The organism is Streptomyces sp. NPDC002324 (assembly GCF_053593335.1).
In genome coordinates this window covers 83,912-99,491 of record NZ_JBSFCF010000008.1, presented here as the reverse complement: position 1 = coordinate 99,491, position 15,580 = coordinate 83,912, and the positions used below count along the sequence as shown (strand labels likewise).

Here is a 15,580-nt window from a genome sequence, read left to right as displayed (position 1 = left end):
CCCGAGGTCCACGGTCGGGGCCGGTGGCCGGTGGGTCAGTCGACCGCTCGGCCGTGGCGCATGAGGACGACCCCGTTGCCGAAGGTGCGGGTCTCGATCAGGCGCAGACCGGTCGGGGTGGCGGTGTCGCCCTCCGGGAAGAGCCGCTTGCCGGCACCGAGGCGTACCGGGTGGACGTAGATCCGGTACTCGTCGACCAGGTCGTGCCGCATGAACTCGGCCGCCAGGTCGGCGCCGCCGAGGGCCAGGTCGCCGCCGTCCTGTGCCTTGAGCGCCCGGATGTCCTCCACGACGACGTCCGGGACGATCGTCGTGTGCCGGTCCCCGTGCCGCAGGGTCCGGGAGAAGACCAGCTTCGGCGTGTTCCGCCAGATCGTGGCGAAGTCGACGACGACGGGCGAGGCCTCGGGGTCCTGGTCGGCGGTGGGCCAGTAGGCGTCCATCAGCTGGTAGGTGACGCGGCCTTCGAGGAAGGCTCCCATGTCCCTGAGGACGTCGTTGAAATGCGTGTGCAGTTCGTCGTCGACCACGTGCCAGTCGATCTCACGGTTCGGGCCCTCGATGTAGCCGTCGAGGGACACGGACATCATCAGGACGATCTTTCGCATGACTGCGGCTCCCTGTGGTTTCCGGTGGCGTGAACGCATCGCATCACACCGCACGCGCCTACGCAGTCGGTGCAACGGATAGTGGGAAATGGTGTTCGACGCCTTGTCAGGGGCCGTCCGTGGCGTCGCCGAACGCGTTCGTCAGGGGCGGGTAGTGCACGGCGCACTCCGCGCAGGCGTAGACGTTGAAGCCGGGGCCGGTGGCTCCGTGGTGCTCGTGGACCAGTACGGGGTTCTCGGTGACGCCCTCGCACCGGGCGCACATGCGGACCGGGAGGCGGCGCGGGGTGTGGGGCTCCCGATGCGTCATCGGCTCGCCCCCGCCAGGCCGACGGGAACGCGTGCCTCGCGGGGTACGGGTGGCTCGGCGTCCAGACCGAGTGACGCGAGGTAGAGGGCTCGGCGGCGTTCGCGCAGACCTCGGGTGGCGCGTCGGCGGATGCGGTCGTCCAGGGGGCGGGGGTCTGGCCTGAGGTGGGGGTGGAGTGGGGTTGGGCGGGGGTGGGTGATCAGCACCGGGGTCGGCACCGGGGTCGGCATCGGGGGTGGAGGCGGGGGCGGCGGCGGATCGGCTCGGTGTCGGCCGCGGGGGTGGGGCAGGCAGGTGTGCAGCATCCGGACCAGGAGGCGGAGGGTGTGGTCGAGCATGACCAGCACGCTACTGGGTAGACATGCGCGGTGTATAGCGGTTATGCGCGCCTCATTGATTCGCACAGCTGATCGCAGCCGTACGTTGTTGGAATGACCCCGGACCCCGAGCAGTCGCCGATCGACCCGCACAAGATCGCGTATGTCTACATGCAGATGGCCGATCACATCGCTGACCGCATCGCCAAGGGTGAGCTGCGGCCCGGCGCACGCCTTCCCGGCGAACGTGACCTCGCCGTCGAGTACGGAGTGGCACACCTGACCGCCCGCCGCGCCACCCGCGAGCTGCGGGAGCGCGGTCTCGTCGTCACCCTCCCCGCCAAGGGCACGTTCGTCGCGTATCCGGATGCCGGTCCCGGCGAGTAGCCGACCTCGCGGTCAGCTCTCGGTCGTCGTTCCTCCGGTCCTCGGGAACGAGACCTCCACTCGGCGGTTCTTCTTGCGGCCCTCTTCCGTGGCGTTGTCGGCGATCGGGTAGTCCTCGCTGTAGCCGCGCACCTCGAAGGTGACGTTGCCGTCCAGGTCGGCGGCGAGGAGGTCGTGGACGGCCTCGGCGCGCTTCTTGGAGAGCGTCAGACCGTGGGCGTACGAGCCGAGGTTGTCCGTGAAGCCGAAGACGCGGATCTTGGCCGCGTCCTGCTTCTTGATCTCCTCCGCGATCGCCTGGATGCGGGAGCGGGCCTGCGGGTTGAGTTTCGCGCTGTTCTTCGGGAAGAGAACCTCCGCCTGGAGCGCGAACGTCACGTTCTCGTTGGTGTCCTCCCGGCGCTCCTCGCCGCCGAGGTCCTCCACGACCGACTTGATGTCCAGGACCTTCGCCGGGGCGAGCGTGGCCCCCTGAGCGAGCTTCAGGCCCGGACTGTTCGCGTCGACCTCCGGGGGCGGGGAGGTGGTGACGGTGCCCGGGGGTTCGCTCGGGTCGTCCTCGGCGTACGCGGGGGCGGCGAGGGTGAGGGCGGCCAGGACGGCCACGGCTCCGGCCAGCACGGCGGCGCGTGGGGTGGGGGCGGTCATCGTCACGTCACTCGCCCTCGGAGAGTTCGATCGTGGCGGGGGGCATGGAGCCGACCTGGAAGTCTACGGAGGTGGTGTCTTCCGGGGGGGCGGGGAACTGGGCGAACCAGTCCGTGGTCGCGCCTGTCCCTACGCCTCCGGTGAACTTCGTGCACAGGCAACGCCCTTCCGTGTCACGAAGGACGAGGTACTTCTTCTTGCCCGTCTGATCTACGAGGTTCGCGCCCGCGATCGAGCCGCCGTTCTTGGCCAGTTCACTCTCGTCCCCCCGCCAGTCGGCGCCGACCCACGGCTTGCCGGTGCCGTTCGTGACCGTGCCCTCGACCGTGACGAAGCCGCCTCCGTCGCGGGCCGCCGACGTGACTTTGAGCGTCAGGCCGCCGGCCTTGACCTCGGCAAGAACCGACTCCGCCGCTGGCGCTTCGGACTCCTGCTTCTCGTCTTCTCCGTTGTCCTTGGATGGCGTCGAGGAGGACTTGTTGTCCGACGACTTGTCGTCGTCCCCTCCCCCGCCACAGCCGGCCACCGTGAGAACCAGCCCGGTGGCGATCGTCACCGTGGACAGAGCCATGCGGCCCTTCATGGTGTACCGGAACTTCATGAACACAACTTCCTCTCACTCGGCCAGACGCACAGAGAACATCACGGACGCGTCGGGAAGGTTGCCCGGATTGAAGTTTCCGGGGTCAATGTCCACAGGTACGCCGTCGCAGTCCAGAGTGACGGGCTTCTTGGGGTCAGCGTTCGGAGCGAAGTCGCAGCGCGGCTGAATGACGGCGACCGCCTGCGCTCTGGCCGTCATGCTCTCGGTGCCGGGAATGATCGAATCGCCCACGGTGTAGTCCGTCACGACGTCGACCTGGAACCCCGGATAACCGTTCACCTCGGTGAGCTGAGCGCCGCCTTCGAGGGTCGAATCGTTCTGCGCTGCCAAAGCCCCAGCGGCGGCGTCCGCTCCCTCCAGGGGGAGCCCACCGCCGGACAGGTCGAAAAAGTCCAACCAGTCCGCGCTACCCGCATCGATGGCGTCTTCAAGGTCCAGCAGCAACTCGTCCCGCGCCTGCTGAGCGGCCGCCAATGCGGCGGAGTCCGCCGCAGATTGGGCACCACTACGCGCGGACGCCGCCTGGGCGAACGCGAAGAAGGCCAACGCCGTGAAGAGCAGAATCGCCGTCAGCCAGATGTAGAGGGGGAGGGTGGACCCCCGGTCGTCGAACGGTCGTAGGCGCGTCAGCCGCCGACGACGTTGCTCACGGCGGCCAGGATCGCGCCCGAGATCATTCCGTCCAGCCCCAGACCGTCGATCATCACGAAGATCCCCGCGACGATGATCATGATGCCCGCGTACTCCACGAACCCCGCGCCCGCGTCCCGCCCCTTCCCGCGCATGCGGGAGACGACGGTGGTCCTCCAGGCCTGGAAACGGTGCTTCACCTTCATGGCGGTTGCCTTCCCGCGCGATGCCGACACCAACCGGATCACCGTACGTGAGACAGCGCGTACCGGGGGTGGGTCCGGGGGCCCAACTTCTTCCCGGGGATGGGGTCATCGGGGCCACCCCCCGGGGGTCGTGCCCAGCCAGTGGGCTATCGCCTCGCCGCGCGTCGAGCTGTGCAGTTTCGCGAAGATGCGGTTGATGTGGTTCTTGACGGTCTTCTCGCTGATGAAGCAGGTGGCGGCGATCTGGCGGTTGTTCATGCCGGACGCGATGAGGTCCATCACCTCCACCTCCCTTGAACTCAGGCCGAAGGACGGCCGGTTGAACTGTTTCACAGATGGTTGCAGCTGCGAAGAGCGGTCGTGACTTTCGTGTGAAGGTTCGTAGGAAACGCCGAGCGAGGATGAGACAGTCGCGGAGATGGTCGCGCGGCCTTCCCGCACGTCCCGTACCGCCGCGATCAGTTCGGGGGCCGTGAACTCGCCGTGGACGAGGTAGCCGACCGCTCCCCGGCGCAGCGCCTCGGCCACGACCTCGGGTTCCGTGCTGTAGGTCAGCATCATCACGGGGCAGAGGGCGACCAGTTCGGGGAGTGCGGTGAGGCCGTCCGTGCCGGGCATGCGGACGTCGAGGAGGGCCACGTCCGGGTGGTGGCGGCGGGCTCGGGCCACCGCCTCCTCGCCGTTCGTGGCCTGGGCGACCACCTCGATGTCGGGGTGCGTGTCCAGGAGGGCCGTGAGGCCGGCGCGGACCACCGGGTTGTCGTCGGCGACGAGTACGCGGAGGGGTGGGCCGGGGCGTGCCTGCGGCTGGTCAGGCATGTGCGGCCTCCTGTCGGGGGGTTTCGGGGGTGGCCGGTGCGCCGTCCGGGTGGGCGGGGAGCGGGAGGGTCAGGATCACGTGTGTACCTGTGCCGTCCGATCCCAGGTGCAGGGCCGCGCCCGTACGGTCCGCGCGTTCCGCCATGCCCAGGAGGCCGAAGTGGCCGGATTCCTGCGCCTCTTCGAGGGTGAGGGCGGGTGGGAGGCCCACGCCGTCGTCCTTGATCGTGAGGTGGAGGGTGTCCGGGGTGACGCTCAGGCGGACCTCCGCCGCCGTCGCCCGTGCGTGGCGGTGGATGTTCTCCAGCGCCTCCGACGTGATCGCCAGGAGATGGCGGGTCGTCTCGGGCGGGAGCGGTGGGGGTGGCTCGCCCGTGTGGGTCAGGTGGGTGGGGAGGGTGGTGCGGGACTCGAAGTCCGCTGTTCGGATGCCCAGTTCGGTGCGCAGGTCCGCAGGTGGGGTCGTCGTCAGGTCGGTGTGGCGGCGCAGGTCCGTGAGGAGGTCGCGGGACTCGGCGGCGGCTCGGCGGGCCGCCGAGGCGACGAGGCCGGCCTGTCGTTTCAGCTGGGCCGGGTCCGGGGCCGGACGGTCGGCCGAGGTCGCCAGGGCGTCGGCGGCCAAGGCCAGGCCGTGGAGGGTCTTGGCCACCGAGTCGTGAAGTTCCCGGGCCAGGCGGGCGCGTTCGGACTCCACCGCCTCCGCGACGGCGAGGCGGGACGTGGCCTCGGAGAGCGCCTGGGTGGCCGTACCGAAGCGGAACATCAGGTTCCGTAGGGTGACGCCGATGATGCCGGCCGCGACGCAGAAGCCGGCGATGAGGAGGGTGCTGACGCCCGCGCCGGGATGGTGTTCCCAGGTGCGGTGGACGGTGACGAGGACGGCCAGTTGCAGGCCGGTGAGCACGCCGGCGCCGCGCCAGCCGTAGAGAAGGCCGGAGAGGAGGGGGGTGCAGACCGTGGCGTAGGCGAGGGGGGAGGCCGGGGAGGCGGTGAGGAGGAGGACGGCGCCGAAGAGGAGGTCCAGGGCCATGAGGGTGGGGTGGGCGAGGAGGCGGGGGGCAAAGCGGTACCAGTCCCTGAGCATGGCGTACGAGACGGTGATGCCGAGGACGGCGGCGAGGAGTACGGCGTGGTTCTGGGGGCCGTCCGTGGTGTTGGCCATCGCGAAGGGGGTGCCGATGGCGAGGGTGACCAGGCGGACGGCGAAGGTCTGGCGGGCGAGGGACTGGAGGGCGTTGAGCTGGAGGCGGAGGGTGGCGGGGGGTGTGGCGTCGTCGGCGAGGTAGCCGGTGCCAGGAGTGGGGCCGGGGGTGGGGCCGGGCGGGGGTGGAGTGCGTCGGCCTGTCATCAGCGGCCCAGGATGTCGCCGAAGTTGGTGCCCGAGCCCAGGAACATGCCCGTGGCGATGAGGATCATCGTGGCCGGGAGCATGAAGACCAGGGTGACCAGCGTGGCCTTGGGGATGGTGCGGGCGGCTCGGCGGCGGGCGTTCTGCGCGTCGGTGCGGCGCATGTCCGCGGCGAGCTGGATCAGGGTCTCGGCGATCGGGGACCCCAGTTCCTCGCCCTGCTGGAGCGCTGAGACGAACTGGGCGACCTGCTCGGAGGAGTTGCGCCGGCGGAGTTCGTCGAAGGCCTGGCGGCGGCTGACGCCCATGTCCATCTGGCGCAGGGTGATGCGGAGTTCGTCCGCCCAGGGGCCCTCGTACTTCTCGGCGACCCGGTCCAGGGCCTGGCGGAAGCCCAGGCCGGCCGAGACCACGACCGCGAGGACGTCGAGGAAGTCGGGCAGCGTGCGGTCGATGACGTCCTTGCGGTCGCGGATGGCCTGCCAGATTGCCGCGTCGGCGGCCAGCAGCCCGAAGGCGAAGGTGAAGGCGGCGAACAGGGGGCGGTCGCTGGTCAGGAAGACCAGGCCCATGAAGGCGCCGAAGAAGCCGTACACGGCTCGGCGTGCGGCGTAGCGGTTGAGGGTGAGGCCGCCGGGGTTGCCCGCCATGTCGATGCGGCGGCGCTTGGCCTCGACCCGGCGGGGGCCCATGAGACGCAGGACGAGCGGGGCGAAGCGCATGCCGAGGCGGTCGACGGCCGAGCCGGTCTTCGAGACGCGGGTGGCGCCGACCTCCAGGGCGAGGGCCAGGTCGCTGGGGAGTTTCGCCTCGGCGCGGATCATGCGGATGCCCAGCAGGGCGCCCGCGACGGCGACGGCCGTCAGCAGCGCCAGGAGCAGAGGGAGCGTCGATGTCGTCATGGTCGTGTCGTCGCCCCCTTCTCAGACTTCGATCTTGCCGAGGCGGCGGATGACGAAGAAGCCGACCGTGTAGAGGCCGATCGAGATCAGGACCAGGAGCTGGCCGAGGGGGGAGCCGGTGACCCGGGCGAGGGCGCCGTCGTTCGAGGAGTTGATCAGGAGGAGGGAGCCGAGGCCCAGGAGGGGGACGGTGAAGGCGGTCGCGTTGACCTCGGAGAGCATCGTGCGGACCTCGCGCCGGGTCTCCTTGCGGTCCTCCAGGGTCTGGGTCAGGTTGCGCAGCGAACTCACCACCGTGCCGCCCGCCTTGTTGGACAGGACGAGCGTGGTGACGAGGACGATCAGTTCGCGGGAGGGGAGGCGTTCGGCCAGCTCGCCGAGCGCGTCGTCGACCGAGCGGCCGAGCGCCAGCTGATCGGCCACCCGGGCCAGTTCCTCGCCCGCCGGGGCCTCCAGTTCCTCCGCCGCCATCGCCAGGGCCGTGCGCAGGGCGAGTCCGGCGGCGGTGGCGTTGGCGAGGAGGCGGGCGACGTCGGGGAGCTGGTTGATGAAGGCCTCGATGCGTTTCTGGCGTTGCCAGTTGAGGAAGATGGCCGCCGCCCACACACCGATCGCGCCCGCGATCGGGCCGAAGAACGGGGCCAGGGTGGCGGCCGCGATCAGCCACAGGGCGAGGACGGCCATGGCGACGTACGTGGCGAACTCGCCCGCCGTCAGGTCGAGTCCCGTCGTCGTCAGGCGGAGGTGGATCGCCCGGCCGAGGCGGGTGCGGCGCAGCCTGCGGTCGACGGCCGTGAAGCGTCGGACGCGGCCCGCCGCCGTGCGCGAGGGGCCGCCGCCGTGGCTGCCCGCGAGACGGTCGGCCAGGGCCTGGCGCTGGGCGCGGCCGGAGACGTACGTGTGCGCGCCCGCGACGGCGAGGGTGCCGCAGAGGACGGTGGCGCCGAGGGCCAGCAGGGTGGTGTTGTCCAGGTCCAGGGGTGCCTGGGCCAGGGTCACCAGGGGCGCCCTGAGTTCCTGGAGTGCCTGGGTCGCCTGGGCTGCCTGGGCTGTCGCCATGTGTGGTCCTACCTCCTCGGGGCTCTCGGGGCTATCCGATGGCCTGGCGGGTGTTGAGCGGGTCGATGGCCTCGGTCACTCCGTACGCGGGGGGCAGCGGCTCGTTGGCCACGTACAGCTTCTCGGCGACGGGGCGGGGCACCGGCAGGTGTTCGAAGCGGCCGCGGACGACACGGTCGGCGCCGAGGGGGTCGGGGGCGTAGCGGGAGACCGTGGCGATACGGAACTGTTCGCGGCCGTGCGAGACGAGCAGGGCGATCTCGGTGACCTTGCGGGAGCCGTCGGCGAAGCGGGTGAGCTGGACGACCACGTCCACCGCCGAGTTGATCTGGTCCTTGAGGGCCTCGAAGGGGATGAGGACCTCGGACATCGAGCCGAGGGTCTGCAGCCGCATCAGCGCGTCCTCGGCGGAGTTGGCGTGGACCGTGGCGAGGGAGCCGTCGTGGCCGGTGGACATGGCCTGGAGCATGTCGAGGGTCTCGCCGCCGCGGACCTCGCCGACGATGATGCGGTCGGGGCGCATGCGCAGTGAGTTGCGGACCAGGTCTCGGATGGTGATCTGGCCCTTGCCCTCGATGTTGGCGGGCCTCGATTCCAGGCGGATGACGTGCTCCTGCTGGAGCTGGAGTTCCGCCGAGTCCTCGATGGTGATGATGCGTTCGCGGGGCGGGATCAGGCCGGACAGGGCGTTGAGGAGGGTGGTCTTGCCGGTGCCGGTGCCGCCGCTGACGATCACGTTGAAGCGGGCGCGGACGAAGGCGGCGAGCAGCATCAGCATCTGCTCGTCGAGGGAGCCGAGGTCGATCAGCTCCGGGAGGGTGTAGGCACGGGGGAAGCGGCGGATCGTGAGGGTCGGGCCCGTGAGGGAGAGCGGGGGGATGATCACGTTGACGCGTTCGCCGGTGGGGAGGCGGGCGTCGACCATGGGGTTCGACTCGTCGACCCTTCTGTTCACCGTGGAGACGATGCGTTCGATCGTCTGCATCAGCTGGTCGGTCGAGGCGAAGCGGAGGGGGAGCTGTTCCACGCGGCCGGCGCGCTCCACGAAGATCGAGTCCGGGCCGTTGACCATGATCTCGGTGACGGACGCGTCGGCCAGGAGGGGTTCCAGGACGCCCAGGCCGAGGGCCTCGTCGACGACCCTGCGGATCAGCTGGGAGCGTTCGGCGGAGGAGAGGACCGGGCCCTCTCGGCTGATGATGTGGCCGAGGACGCGTTCGAGACGGGCCCTGCGGTCGGCTGCCGTCAGCGTCGACATCTCGGCGAGGTCGATCTCTTCGAGGAGCTTGGCGCGGTAGACGGCCACGAGGTGTCCGTCCTCGCGTCCGGTTCCCCCTTCGTCGGGTGCGGCGATACGGGATCGCAGGCTCATCTTCTCGTCAACTCCTCTCGGGGGGTGGGTTGTCGGGGCGGTGGGCGTCGGTCAGGGGTCGAGGTCGTTCGGCATGGTGACCGAGCGTTCCACGGTGACCGGGTCGAAGAGGGGGACCACGGAGGGGACGGTGACGGTGACCGTGGCGGTGGTGGTGTCCGTGCCGCCTCCTCCCGGGTCGACCGAGGGGTTCAGCCATGCGCTCGCCGCGGCCACGCCCGCGGCCCCGCCGGTACCGGGTTGCAGTGACTCGGCTCTGGCCGCCGCGCGGGCCGCCGAGCCCGCCTGGCTGATGCCGTAGCCGATGAGGCCGAGCTGGATCGCGGCCATGCCTACGAGGAGGAGGATCGGGAGGAAGCCGGCGAACTCCAGGATGGAGGAGCCTCGGTCGTTGCGGAGGGGGTGGCGTCGGCGGAGGGGGTGCCGTCGGCGGAGGGGGTTCGGGCGGCTTTCCGTCGGGGGGTGGGGCGCGCGTTCGGTGCGGTGGGTGGGTCGGGTGCGCGCCGGGGGGTGTCCGTCCTCGGAACGGCGCGGAATCGGTCGGCTGGGAGGCGCGGGGCGTTGACGCGCCAACCGCTGCGGGCGGACACCCCCCGGCACGCCCCCTTCGCGCCGTACGCGGCCGGTCCTGCGTGCGGGGCGCGCCCGCCGTGCGCGGGCCGCGCGACCTGTTCGCCGGGTCCGTGCGGCTTCGTCCTGCGGGGTCATTGGGGGTCCCCCTCCAGTGCCGCGCCCGCCTCGCCGCTCACGGTCCAGCCCGCGTCGAAGCCGGGGAAGAAGAGGGGGACGTTGGCCTGGACCTCGGCTCGCATGACGGTGCCCGCGGGGGCGCAGTCGATGGAGGTGTCGGCCCAGGCGTTCGGGAGGTTCTGGGTGCCGGCGGCTTCGCAGGCGCCGGCCACGTCGCCGTCGACGGCGTAGGCGGCGGTGGCGGCGCGGGCGGCCTCGTCGGCGGCGTTGCCGGCGAGGGAGTAGGTGTAGCCGTAGAGCGCGGCCTGCCAGAGGATCGTCATGGTGATCAGGAGCAGGGGGAACATGCCGGCGAATTCAAGGGTCACCGAGCCGCGGTCGCCTCCCTTGCGGCGCAGGACGAGGGCGCCGCGGTCGGAGGAGGACTTGCGGCGGCGGCCGCCGTGGCCGTGCTCCGGTGCGGCGACCAGGTCCAGTTCTCCGGCGAGGGCCCAGAGGGCCTGTTTGACCACCGAGCGGGCGTCGAGGTCCTGGAGGCGGCCCGCGTCGACGACGGACTGGAGTTCCTTGAAGGCGGCGGGGACGGCGGCGCGGGCCACCTTGGTGCCGGTGACCTTCTCGACCAGGGACGGCTGGATCTCCGTGGCGCGTGACAGGCGGTTGACGACCGTCAGGGTCTCCTCGGCCTTGCGGATCTGGAGGCGGTCCCAGAGGCGGACCATGCGTTTGGCGGCGCGGACCGCCACGACGTCCGGAGTGACCAGCAGCAGGGCGTGGTCGGCCATCTCGACGGCCGCCGCGGTGGCCGCGGTCACCTGCGAACCGCAGTCGACGATCACCACGTCGTGCCGGGAGCGGAGCGTGGCGACCACCTGACGGGCCACCCGGTCCGTCACCTCCTCGCCGCGCTCGCCCTCGGCGGGGGCGAGGAGGAGGGCGATACCGGTGTCGTGGGCGTAGACCGCCTCCTGCAGGACGCGGGGGTTGAGGTCCGTGATGGCGGCCAGGTCGGCGACCGAGCGGCGGAACTGGACGTCCAGGTACGAGGCGACGTCCCCCGACTGCAGGTCGAGGTCGAGGAGGGCGACCGTACGGCCGGACGCGCGGGCCGCGAGCGCGAGCTGGACGGCGGTGACCGTGGCGCCGACTCCGCCCTTGGCGCCGCTGACGGTGACGACGGTGCCGCCGGGGCCCGTGTACAGCTCCGGGGTGGGGCTGCCGAGGTGGCGGCGCATACCGGCCGACCAGGCGGCGGCGGCCTGGACGCGTTCGGCGAGGGCCTCGTAGGAGAGGGGGAGGTTGACGATGCCGCGGGCGCCGGAGTCCATGGCGGCGGTCAGGACGCCGGTGCTGGTGTCGGAGGTGACGAGGACGACGCCGACGGCCGGGAAGCGCAGGACGAGATCGCGGACCAGGTCCAACGCCGGTACGGGGCCGATGCGTTCGTGGACGATCACCACTTCGGGCAGTTCGTCCAGCGAGTCGGCGGCCAGCCGCGCCAGGGTGTCCAGCAGGGCCGTGGAGTCGGAGACGTGCGGGGCCGGTTCGGCGTCGGCCAGCTGGTCGAGCAGGGTGGTGAGGGCGCGGGCCGAGTCGAGGTCCCCGGCGGCGGGGAGGATGCGGATGGTCATCGGCGGATCCCCGTTCCGTTCGCGGAGGTGCGGGGCTCGGCGGCCGCGCACCGGCAGGGCTCGCGCGGAACCCCCGTTCGCCGTGCCCCCTTCAGCATGCCCACCCTCGGCACACCCACCCGCATCGGCATTCGACGCACCCAAGTTCGAGGCGTTCCCGTGCCCACGTTCCGGACCGACCTCATCGCGGGGCCTCCTCCTTGTCCTCGTCGAGGGTGTACGAGCGGTCGTCCGGTACGACGACGGTGGCCTCGCCGCCCCCGACGAGGGCGAGCCGGACGTGCTCGGCGAACGACTCGGCGAACGCGACGCGCTGGGCGTCGGCGGTGTCGAGCGCGAAGGTGATCGGGACCGCCTCGGTGGCCGTGCGGCGGCGGTCGCTGCTGGACTGGCCGGATTCCAGGGGGGTCAGCCTGCCCACGTCGATGACCCGGGCGTCGGTGACCATCAGTTTGGAGGTGTCCTTCTTGGAGTCGCTGTCCTTCTCCTCGAAGGTGGCGTAGATGTTGACCCGCGACCCCGGGTTGATCTTCCCCGCCACACCGGTCGACGCGTCGATCAGGATCGCGATCTCCTGCTGCCCGGCTTCGAGTTCCGGCCGGTCGACGATCATGTCGGACTGGAGCAGGGAGCCCTTGCGCAGCTGGGTGACGGCGATCTTCCCGCGGATCTCCGACAGATCGGTGACGGCGGTGCCGGACAGCCACCGCTCGGGCATCGAGATCCGCTCGAACTGGTCCGCCGTCAGTTCCTTGTAGGGCGCGATGTCGCCCTTGAGCCGGTAGGCGGTCACCTCGGGTCCGACCTTCGCGTTCACGTCACGGATCACCGAGAGCACCCCGGCGAAGGCGGCGAGGGCGCACAGGGCCGAGAGGACCAGCAGGATGACGCCGCGGCGCTGGCGTGAGTTCACTACTTCTCACCTCGTGGGAACGTGCCGGGCACTGGTGCGGGCCTGCTGTGTGTGGTGGCTCGCGGGCTGTGGAGTTGTCGTACGGCTGTCATGTGCCCCCTCGGGGAAGGGCTGCCGTCCGGGCCGGGCCGGCGGAGGTTTCCAGCTCCCGTAACGGGGCCGCGCAGAATCCGCAGCGGTCGCCGATGAGTTCGAGGCCGCACCAGTGGCACGTCTCCCGGCGTACGGACGACACGAGCTGGTAGAGCACGGAGACGTCCGAGAGCCCGGCGGCGAACTCGACTAGCTTGCCGGTCCCCCACCAGCGCACGGACCCCTCGGGCAGCGGCACCGGCAGGGACCCCTGCACCTGCCAGTCCTGCGCGAGCGTCGCGGTGACCCAGTCCGACGGCGGCTGCGGCCCCTGCGCGACGAGCAGCCGGGTGGCGAACTCGGGCCCGGCCAGGGGCTCCTGGCCGGCGGTGTCGATCCGCACGAGCTGGGGCTTGGGATTGGCCAGTACGGCGAACCGGGCGCCCGGCAGCCAGGACTTGGCGTGCGACTTCAGGGTGACCGGAACCCGGTCGAGCTTGGCGACGGAGCCGAGGAGGGCGCCGGCGTAGATGTAGTGCGCGAGGAGGCGTACGGAGGAGGCGAGCACTCCGGGGCTGAAGTCGCAGGCGGAGAGCTGCCGCAGCTGCTGGGCCAGCAGGGCGAGGCCGAGCGGGGGCAGGTCCACGCCGAGCAGGGCGATGCGGTCGCTCTCCAGCACGGAACGGACCGTGTGCAGCCGCCGGGTGAGGGCGGAGGGGTCGGAGGCCGAGTGCAGGGCGATGACATAGCCGTGCTGCTCGATCAGTGCGTGCATGCCGAACAGGGAGGCTTCGAGGGTCTCCTGCGGCTGGACGACCGCGGGCGGGGTCTGCCGGTCGAGCGGGGGGAGTACCAGGCCGGAGCTGGTGACGGCTATCGCGGTCGGCACGCTGCACACCACCCCGTTCGCTTCGGCGGGGTGGTCGACCACCGCCTCAGATGGCCCCTGTGAGGAACGGCGTCGTGCCCGCCGTCCCTCCTGCATCCTCTTGCATCAGCACCATATCCACGGCATGGCCAGATCAACACCGGATCTTCTTGATCAACTCACGGAAGGTGCGGGCCGTATCCACGCAGAGTGAGACGCATATGCCTCAACTCGGCAGGTGGGGAGGCCGGTTGGGGCACCCGTACGGGTGAACGGCTTTCGACCGGGAGTATTGACAACTCAATTGGTCTGGACCAGCGTACCGGGCATGTTCAGACACCCACAACGCATACAGATGCGGATGAAAGCGCCAGGACGTATACGGGGGCGGACGCGCCTGCGGTCGGGGGCCGTCACCACGGCCGTCGTCACCGCCCTCGCCCTCGGTCTCTCGCTGGTCGGCGCCGGACAGGCCTCCGCCGCGGACATCAACAACGTCAGGAACGCCGGATTCGAGTCGGGGCTCAGCGACTGGAACTGTTCGGCGGACAGCGGCGGCACCGTCTCCTCCCCCGTGCACGGGGGCGCGTCCGCGCTGCGGGCGGCTCCGGCCGGGCAGGACAACGCCCGCTGCACCCAGGCGGTGGCGGTGAAGCCCCGTTCGACGTACACGCTCAGCGCCTGGGTACGCGGCGGGTACGCGTACCTGGGCGCGACCGGTACCGGTACGACCGACGTCTCGACGTGGACGCCTGACTCGGCGGCCTGGAAGCAGCTGTCGACGACCTTCACCACGGGCGCCTCGACAACCTCGGTGACGGTCTACACGCACGGCTGGTACGGGCAGGCGGCATACCTCGCCGACGACGTGTCCCTCTTCGGCCCCGACGGCGGCGGTGGCGGCGACCAGCCGCCCACCGTCCCCTCGGCCCCGGCCGGGGTGACGGTGTCGGGCTCCACGTCCTCCTCGGTGTCCCTGACCTGGAACGCGGTCGCGGGCGCCACGGGCTACCACGTCTACCGGGGCGGCACGAAGGTCCAGTCGGCCGAGGGCACTTCGGCGACGGTGACGGGGCTCGCGGCCTCCACCTCGTACACCTTCCAGGTCACGGCGACGAACGCGGCGGGCGAGTCGGCCCGTTCGGCGACGGTGACGGGTACGACGACGGCGACCCCGGGCGGCGGCACGGGCGTCCCGAAGCACGCCGTGACCGGTTACTGGCAGAACTTCGACAACGGGGCGGCCGTCCAGAGGCTCTCGGACGTGCAGTCGCAGTACGACATCATCGCCGTGGCCTTCGCGGACGCCACCGCCACGCCGGGCGCGGTGACCTTCAGCCTCGACTCTGCCGGGCTCGGCGGGTACACCGTCGACCAGTTCAAGACGGACGTACGGGCCAAGCAGGCGGCCGGCAAGAAGGTCATCGTGTCGGTCGGCGGTGAGCGCGGCACGGTGGCGGTGAACAGCGCCGCCTCCGCGACGAACTTCGCGAACTCGGTGTACGCCCTGATGCAGACGTACGGCTTCGACGGCGTCGACATCGACCTGGAGAACGGGCTCGACGCGATCTACATGACGCAGGCGTTGCGGTCGCTGTCGTCGAAGGCGGGCCCGTCGCTCGTCATCACGATGGCGCCGCAGACCATCGACATGCAGTCGACGTCGAACGCGTACTTCCGGACCGCGCTGAACATCAAGGACATCCTGACCGTCGTCAACATGCAGTACTACAACAGCGGTTCGATGCTGGGCTGCGACGGCAAGGTCTACGGCCAGGGGTCGGTGGACTTCCTCACCGCCCTCGCCTGCATCCAGCTGGAGGGCGGCCTCGCCCCCTCCCAGGTGGGGCTGGGTCTGCCGGCCTCGACGCGGGGCGCGGGCAGCGGGTACGTGTCGCCGGCCGTGGTGAACAACGCCCTCGACTGTCTGACCCGCGCCACGAACTGCGGCTCCTTCAAGCCGCCGCGGACGTACCCCGACCTGCGGGGCGCGATGACCTGGTCGACCAACTGGGACGCCACGGCGGGCAACGCGTGGTCGAACGCGGTGGGGCCGCACGTGCACGGGCTGCCGTAGAGGGCGCAGAGGTAGCAGAGGAATAGAGGACGTAGAGGACGTAGAGGAAGAGGAGACGACGAGCGGTGGCCTGCGTCCTGTTGTGGCGCAGGTCACCGGAACCTGTCCCACCGCACGGA

At 70.8% G+C, this 15,580-nt stretch carries 18 protein-coding genes; 2 read left to right on the top strand and 16 right to left on the bottom strand.

Annotated features, from left to right (window positions below; all coding sequences use genetic code 11):
• Nucleotides 1–35: 35 nt before the first annotated feature.
• The 3 genes from ACWCRJ_RS13745 to ACWCRJ_RS13735 form a co-directional block, all read right to left on the bottom strand.
• Nucleotides 36–608: a dihydrofolate reductase family protein gene (locus tag ACWCRJ_RS13745; RefSeq protein ID WP_450939478.1), complete on the bottom strand. Its 573-nt coding sequence runs from the start codon at nt 606–608 to the stop codon at nt 36–38.
• Between the two features lie 106 nt (nt 609–714).
• Nucleotides 715–918, bottom strand: a complete 204-nt coding sequence (locus tag ACWCRJ_RS13740; protein ID WP_450939477.1) for a hypothetical protein — start codon at nt 916–918, stop codon at nt 715–717.
• Nucleotides 915–1,256 carry a hypothetical protein gene (locus ACWCRJ_RS13735; RefSeq protein ID WP_450939476.1) on the bottom strand — a complete coding sequence of 114 codons (342 nt, stop codon included), beginning with the start codon at nt 1,254–1,256 and terminating at the stop codon, nt 915–917. Before ACWCRJ_RS13735 ends, ACWCRJ_RS13740 begins: the two co-directional genes overlap by 4 nt.
• A 93-nt stretch (nt 1,257–1,349) precedes the next feature.
• Here ACWCRJ_RS13735 and ACWCRJ_RS13730 point away from each other — a divergent pair, with 93 nt between their 5' ends.
• Entirely contained in the window at nt 1,350–1,622 is a 273-nt protein-coding gene (locus ACWCRJ_RS13730) for a GntR family transcriptional regulator (RefSeq protein WP_450939475.1), read from the top strand.
• Between the two features lie 12 nt (nt 1,623–1,634).
• On the opposite strand, the gene ACWCRJ_RS13725 is transcribed toward ACWCRJ_RS13730, so the two are convergent.
• The 13 genes from ACWCRJ_RS13725 to ACWCRJ_RS13665 form a co-directional block, all read right to left on the bottom strand.
• A complete protein-coding gene (locus ACWCRJ_RS13725; RefSeq protein WP_450939474.1) occupies nt 1,635–2,276 on the bottom strand; it encodes an OmpA family protein in 642 nt (213 codons plus the stop codon).
• Between the two features lies 1 nt (nt 2,277).
• Complete coding sequence (locus tag ACWCRJ_RS13720; RefSeq protein ID WP_450939473.1) at nt 2,278–2,871, bottom strand: hypothetical protein; 594 nt, start codon at nt 2,869–2,871, stop codon at nt 2,278–2,280.
• Nucleotides 2,872–2,886: 15 nt separating this feature from the next.
• Nucleotides 2,887–3,504, bottom strand: a complete 618-nt coding sequence (locus ACWCRJ_RS13715) for a pilus assembly protein TadG-related protein (protein ID WP_450939599.1) — start codon at nt 3,502–3,504, stop codon at nt 2,887–2,889.
• Nucleotides 3,501–3,710 carry a hypothetical protein gene (locus tag ACWCRJ_RS13710; protein ID WP_450939472.1) on the bottom strand — a complete coding sequence of 70 codons (210 nt, stop codon included), beginning with the start codon at nt 3,708–3,710 and terminating at the stop codon, nt 3,501–3,503. Before ACWCRJ_RS13710 ends, ACWCRJ_RS13715 begins: the two co-directional genes overlap by 4 nt.
• Nucleotides 3,711–3,815: 105 nt before the next feature.
• Nucleotides 3,816–4,529 carry a response regulator gene (locus ACWCRJ_RS13705; protein ID WP_450939471.1) on the bottom strand — a complete coding sequence of 238 codons (714 nt, stop codon included), beginning with the start codon at nt 4,527–4,529 and terminating at the stop codon, nt 3,816–3,818.
• Nucleotides 4,522–5,877 (bottom strand): sensor histidine kinase, encoded by a 1,356-nt coding sequence (locus ACWCRJ_RS13700; protein ID WP_450939470.1) that lies wholly within the window; start codon nt 5,875–5,877, stop codon nt 4,522–4,524. The genes ACWCRJ_RS13705 and ACWCRJ_RS13700 overlap by 8 nt, the downstream gene beginning before the upstream one ends.
• Nucleotides 5,877–6,779, bottom strand: a complete 903-nt coding sequence (locus ACWCRJ_RS13695; protein WP_450939469.1) for a DUF5936 domain-containing protein — start codon at nt 6,777–6,779, stop codon at nt 5,877–5,879. Before ACWCRJ_RS13695 ends, ACWCRJ_RS13700 begins: the two co-directional genes overlap by 1 nt.
• A 21-nt stretch (nt 6,780–6,800) precedes the next feature.
• Nucleotides 6,801–7,838 carry a type II secretion system F family protein gene (locus ACWCRJ_RS13690; protein ID WP_450939468.1) on the bottom strand — a complete coding sequence of 346 codons (1,038 nt, stop codon included), beginning with the start codon at nt 7,836–7,838 and terminating at the stop codon, nt 6,801–6,803.
• Nucleotides 7,839–7,869: 31 nt separating this feature from the next.
• Nucleotides 7,870–9,210, bottom strand: coding sequence for a CpaF family protein (locus ACWCRJ_RS13685; protein ID WP_450939467.1), 1,341 nt, complete (start codon nt 9,208–9,210; stop codon nt 7,870–7,872).
• Between the two features lie 51 nt (nt 9,211–9,261).
• Entirely contained in the window at nt 9,262–9,540 is a 279-nt protein-coding gene (locus ACWCRJ_RS13680; protein WP_237547580.1) for a hypothetical protein, read from the bottom strand.
• 374 nt (nt 9,541–9,914) lie between these two features.
• A complete protein-coding gene (locus tag ACWCRJ_RS13675) occupies nt 9,915–11,531 on the bottom strand; it encodes an AAA family ATPase (RefSeq protein WP_450939466.1) in 1,617 nt (538 codons plus the stop codon).
• 181 nt (nt 11,532–11,712) lie between these two features.
• Nucleotides 11,713–12,444: a Flp pilus assembly protein CpaB gene (gene cpaB, locus ACWCRJ_RS13670; RefSeq protein WP_450939465.1), complete on the bottom strand. Its 732-nt coding sequence runs from the start codon at nt 12,442–12,444 to the stop codon at nt 11,713–11,715.
• 88 nt (nt 12,445–12,532) lie between these two features.
• Entirely contained in the window at nt 12,533–13,447 is a 915-nt protein-coding gene (locus ACWCRJ_RS13665; RefSeq protein ID WP_450939464.1) for a hypothetical protein, read from the bottom strand.
• A 298-nt stretch (nt 13,448–13,745) separates the two neighbouring features.
• Between ACWCRJ_RS13665 and ACWCRJ_RS13660 the strand changes: the two genes are divergently transcribed.
• Nucleotides 13,746–15,461, top strand: coding sequence for a chitinase (locus ACWCRJ_RS13660; protein ID WP_450939463.1), 1,716 nt, complete (start codon nt 13,746–13,748; stop codon nt 15,459–15,461).
• Nucleotides 15,462–15,580 lie beyond the last annotated feature (119 nt).